The sequence below is a fragment of the Nostoc sp. genome, from assembly GCF_041747015.1.
In the GTDB taxonomy this organism is placed as follows: domain Bacteria; phylum Cyanobacteriota; class Cyanobacteriia; order Cyanobacteriales; family Nostocaceae; genus Nostoc.
On sequence record NZ_JBGTFY010000102.1, the window covers coordinates 1 to 4707 of the forward strand.

Annotated in this window: 2 protein-coding genes, 1 tRNA gene and 2 pseudogenes; 3 read left to right on the forward strand and 2 right to left on the reverse strand. The window is 38.4% G+C overall.

Features of this window, described 5'->3' with window-relative positions:
- Positions 1 to 275: 275 nt before the first annotated feature.
- Positions 276 to 509: pseudogene (locus ACEW80_RS07810) on the reverse strand (RtcB family protein); the annotation flags it as partial.
- Positions 510 to 767: 258 nt separating this feature from the next.
- Here ACEW80_RS07810 and ACEW80_RS07815 point away from each other — a divergent pair.
- The 3 genes from ACEW80_RS07815 to ACEW80_RS07825 all read left to right on the forward strand — a co-directional run bounded on the left by ACEW80_RS07815 (position 768) and on the right by ACEW80_RS07825 (position 2518).
- Complete coding sequence (locus tag ACEW80_RS07815) at positions 768 to 1655, forward strand: class I SAM-dependent methyltransferase (RefSeq protein ID WP_373526053.1); 888 nt, start codon at positions 768 to 770, stop codon at positions 1653 to 1655.
- Positions 1652 to 2380 carry an HAD family hydrolase gene (locus ACEW80_RS07820; protein WP_373526052.1) on the forward strand — a complete coding sequence of 243 codons (729 nt, stop codon included), beginning with the start codon at positions 1652 to 1654 and terminating at the stop codon, positions 2378 to 2380. The genes ACEW80_RS07815 and ACEW80_RS07820 overlap by 4 nt, the downstream gene beginning before the upstream one ends.
- 65 nt (positions 2381 to 2445) lie before the next feature.
- Positions 2446 to 2518: transfer RNA gene (locus tag ACEW80_RS07825), tRNA-Ala, on the forward strand.
- Positions 2519 to 2531: 13 nt separating this feature from the next.
- On the opposite strand, the pseudogene cas12k reads toward ACEW80_RS07825, so the two are convergent.
- Positions 2532 to 4388, reverse strand: a pseudogene (gene cas12k, locus ACEW80_RS07830) (type V CRISPR-associated protein Cas12k); the annotation flags it as partial.
- Positions 4389 to 4707 lie beyond the last annotated feature (319 nt).

A 4707-nucleotide genomic window follows, 5' to 3' on the forward strand; every position in this document is an offset into this window, starting at 1 on the left:
CGGTAGCAAAACGTTCTAGATCCCTCTAAATCCCCCGATAAATTGGGGGACTTTGATTCCGGTTCCCCACTTTTTAAGGGGGTTAGGGGGGATCAATAAGTGCTTAAAATCACAGCCAACCACTTTTCAAACAACCTCTTAGCAGTTGCTTTAGCCGCAACGATTTTTCCTGTTGGCGTACAAGCATAAATAACAAACTCTTTACCCCAATCCATTAGGTCTTTAATACGATAGGGTTTACCATCCACTAGAGGAATTAAGGTATCTCCTATAAAACAGCCAATATCCACACCTACAGCAGCTGGTATAATCGCCTCTTTAGTTGCAATTACAGAACCGACTAAAGCACCTTTTCCTAAGTGAACATCTGGCATTAATGCTACGTGCTTAAACACAAATGGTAGCGATGCCACATTTTTTGCCATCTTGGTTTCTTCTGACCCTAAAGGGTGATTCGCCCAAGAAAAGACGGGTATTGGTGTGGTAATTTCTAACTTTTCGTAGGGCATAATTTTTTCTATTTTGGATTAGGTATATTATCGCTATGGTCTATAACCCATTACCTAGTTAGTTGTAGCAATTTAAATGTTGTATTATCTTTCATTTAGCTACCTAAATTTTGGGAATTTATCTATATATTACAAACATACTACTCTAGATTACAGATGTCAAGCGATGCCTACGGCGGTAAACTACGCTCTCAAAGAAAGCAGATATTTTCAATATGTATTAAAATTTGTAAAGAAAATCACTCAAATACAATACTCATGGCAGTGCGTCAAGATACAATCTGGGAACGTTTTTTATCCCCTGTAGTGCGTCTTTTGATTGATGAAGACGGGTTGCGGCGTTACGCTGATAGTATTGACTGGGAGAAAGAGTGCGATCGCTTTCGACGAGATGATGTCATTACTCCCCCGTACTACAATGGCCAAAACTTTCACGGCATTACAGGCGGATATCTCAACTACGGTGCAGCAGTTACCTACGATCCGATTACCCAATATGTTCTGCCACCGAATGAAACTATTGTCCGTCAGGCTTTAGTTGATGCCATCAAGGTAAAACCACGACGCATACTTGACTTAGGTTGCGGCACAGGTTCCACTACCTTATTGGTAAAGCAGGCTTTTCCTCAAGCAGAAGTCATTGGTTTGGACTTATCACCCTATATGCTAGTAAGGGCAGAAGATAAAGCTAGAAATGCTGGTTTAGAGATACTCTGGCGACACGGAAATGCTGAGAAAACAGGTTTTAGTGATGCATCCTTTGACTTAGTGACAGCTTCCTTGCTATTTCACGAAACACCAGATGCCGTATCCCTAGCAATTCTCCGGGAAAGCTTTCGGTTGCTAGTAACTGGAGGACAAGTATTAATTCTAGATGGTAATCAAAAGACGCTGCGTCAGTTAGAATGGCTTAATGACGTTTTTGAGGAGCCATATATTCGTGAGTATGCTGCTGGTAGCGTAGAGGCGAATATGGGCGCAGCCGGATTTGAAGCAGTACGCTCGCAAGATGTATGGTGGATAAATCAGGTAACTAGCGGCGTTAAACCAATTGCAACCGAAAATGTCCGCCAGTACACACCGATATCAATAGATAATCATAATTTGGAGGGGCTTGGATCTCCAGCATTTGGCATAATGGCATGAGTTTAAAGGTAGTTCTCTTTGATTTTAATGGTGTGATCATTAACGATGAGCCAATCCACCTGCAATTGATAGATGAGATTCTCATTGAAGAAAATCTCCAACCCCAGCGCGTCGATGAGCGTCAAGCTTCTTTAGGACGAAGCGATCGCGTTTGTTTTCAGCAATTACTCGCTAATCGTGGTAGAGTAGCTAACGAAAACTATTTAACTCAATTGTTGTATCGCAAAGCCCAAGCTTATGCCTTAGAACTAGCAAAAATAGAGAAACTGCCTTTATATCCAGGTGTAGAAGACTTAATATTTCAGGTGCGATCACGCCAGATAAAAATTGGATTAGTTAGTGGCGCTATTCGCCAAGAAATAGAACTAGTACTCCATCGAGCCAAACTAGCCAAACATTTTAAAATTATTGTCGCGGGTGATGACATCACCACCAGTAAACCAGAACCCGATGGTTATCTACTGGCAGTAAAACACCTAAATAAAGAATATCCAGAATTGAATCTTCAACCATACGAGTGTTTGGCAATTGAAGATACCCCAGCAGGTATCGAAGCGGCGAAGCGATCGCAAATGCAAGTTGTTGGTGTAGCTAATACTTACCCATTCCACATGCTCCAACGCTGCTGTAACTGGACTGTGGATTATCTCAGTGATTTGGAACTCGAACGGGTGCTGAAGGTTTATTCCCAAAAAGAGCCTCAGCAATCGCTAACTGAATGTTAGAATATTATATGGTGATCATGTATTGAGTTAATGAGTAATATTACTCTTGACTTAGCACTAATTAAGGGGAATTAGCTCAGTTGGTAGAGTGCTGCGATCGCACCGCAGAGGCCATCGGTTCAAATCCGTTATTCTCCATATGACGATTATATTCTTTTACGTATAATTTTTGACCATTTACATCACCTGGAATTTTAGTCTCAGCTTTGGCTTGAATTGCACTGGTGCGAATTTCCCTTATATCTTTTAATCTAGGTAATACGATACAAGCTGCCTGATAGTCATGAGCGGTTTCTACTATTCTCTTGGCTAGTAATTTATCAACGTATTCCCCTAGTTGAGATTCACCCATATTGCACAGCGAATCTTTTTTCTGAGCTTTTTCTCTCTCTTTACTTAAATGCACTTGTTGTCGTCGTCTGCGGCTTAAGAGGTGAAAAGCATCACCTAGTAACTGTTTTACTGTTTTACAGGTGAGTACTTTTTTAGTATTTATATTAACTATAGTAACCGTTGCTAACTCAACCGGATGAAAACTGACACCAACAATGATGTTAGGTTGACATCGATAAGCTATTTTACTAGGACGATTGAATGAATTATTAAGTCGAGATAATGAAGATTTATCTTTATTCAGTTGTATTTGTTGATTTTTCTCTAACTTTTTATTTTCTTCTGCTTTACTTACTGGTTTTTGCGCCTTGTCAGTCTTTTCTTTTCTCACTTCTTCAGTACCCTCTGCTGTCCATAAACGAGCATCATAGGTACAATGCAGAGCTAATTTATGAACTTTCCACGGTTCACCCTTGCCTTCACCTTGTTGCCATAGCAACTGAGCAGAACGTAGTGTAATTAAACTTCCTGAAAGTTTTTCTTCGCTTTTCTCGCTTCCTTTAAAAGCTTTGTGATCTTCTAGAAAGCGTTCAAAGAAATGACGTTGGCGTTTATTACAACAAACTTTAAAGTGATACTCACTCCAACCATTGAAGTAAACAAAAATATTGCCTCCGTCATTTTTATACCAAGTCAAGTCTCCATATAAATAATCTATAGGGTATGGTAAATGTGATATTTTCCTCGATAAATTAGCTATCCAATCTTCCCACTCTTTATTATCTTTAGGTACTTGATTCATTAAGTTGTCCAATGCTTCACTATATATTTCTCCTGTTATATCTCTACCACTAGGTAATCGATTATCTTGAATTTGTTTTTCTAGACGCTTTATCTGGAATTCTTTTTCAGTACGACGCTTTTTTAATTTTTCAATATTTTCCTCTAGGTTACTAATTTTATTATAATTTTTTATCAGGTAAGCTACTGCACACCGCGTTAAAATATCCTGTGTTTCTTTATGAATTTTATATAAAACATTAGTTAAGGTTTCTAAGCTATTTTTATCCACATTGTTTGGAGAAGTAGAATTTTCCCTTTGTTTTGAATCGTTAGTTTTATTATTCCCATCTCTGTTAACTCTTTTTTTAGCTGACTCGGTTCGCTTTACATCCGCATCATTAATAGTAAGTTGTTTTATAAATTCTTCTGGCTGAGTAAGTACTTCTTGTGCTTTAGAACGTATTGTCTGTAAATCATAGTTACTTTCATCTACAAGTTCAACATCGCTTTTGAGTATATTTTTGAGAAAGTATTCTTTACCCTCTTTCTGCCTTTTTCGTTTTTGGTATAAAGTAAGCCATGAAGAATAAACCTCTTTTACAAAAGACTCTGCTGATGAGCGAAGACGGCCTGATTGTTCTTCAAGTTCAAAATTTTTTGTGACAATTTTACGTAATTCTACGATTTCTTTCTTAGTTATTTCTCCCTTCTCTTTATTAGCTTCAAATTCTGGTTGTTCGCTTACACTCTTTAACAATTGAAGAATCAGAGGAGTATTTTTTTCAGTCATTTCTTCCCATATTTGGCGAAGTATATCTTCACTAGCATCTAGATGGCATCGTATGGTTCTATGGACTGGAATCGTGGATTTCTTCTTACGATCGCTACTCATAGTGACAACATCTCCACCAAATCAATAATTTTTTGTTTGTGTAATTAGAACTAATTACTTATTCGTCTTCATGAGATAACGATCGCCACTTGACCCGATCGGCATCCAAAAACCTCGGCATTGTCGCACTTGTTCAATAATGTTTTCAATCTACCATAAAACATTGTCACACATTGTTAAACATTATTGAGCCTTGTTCCAAGGTTACGGGAGTATGATGAACTGGCAACAAATCTTTGTAGTGTTGATGAGTCAGAGCGATCGCGTACAAACTTCCATATATTTCCCCAAAGATATCCACGAGGCTTTGGTGAGATGG

Excerpts from the sequence above, each read along its gene's own strand:
- ACEW80_RS07815 (WP_373526053.1), top strand. The coding sequence starts at position 768 with ATGGCAGTGCGTCAAGATACAATCTGGGAACGTTTTTTATCCCCTGTA.
- ACEW80_RS07820 (WP_373526052.1), top strand. The coding sequence starts at position 1,652 with ATGAGTTTAAAGGTAGTTCTCTTTGATTTTAATGGTGTGATCATTAAC.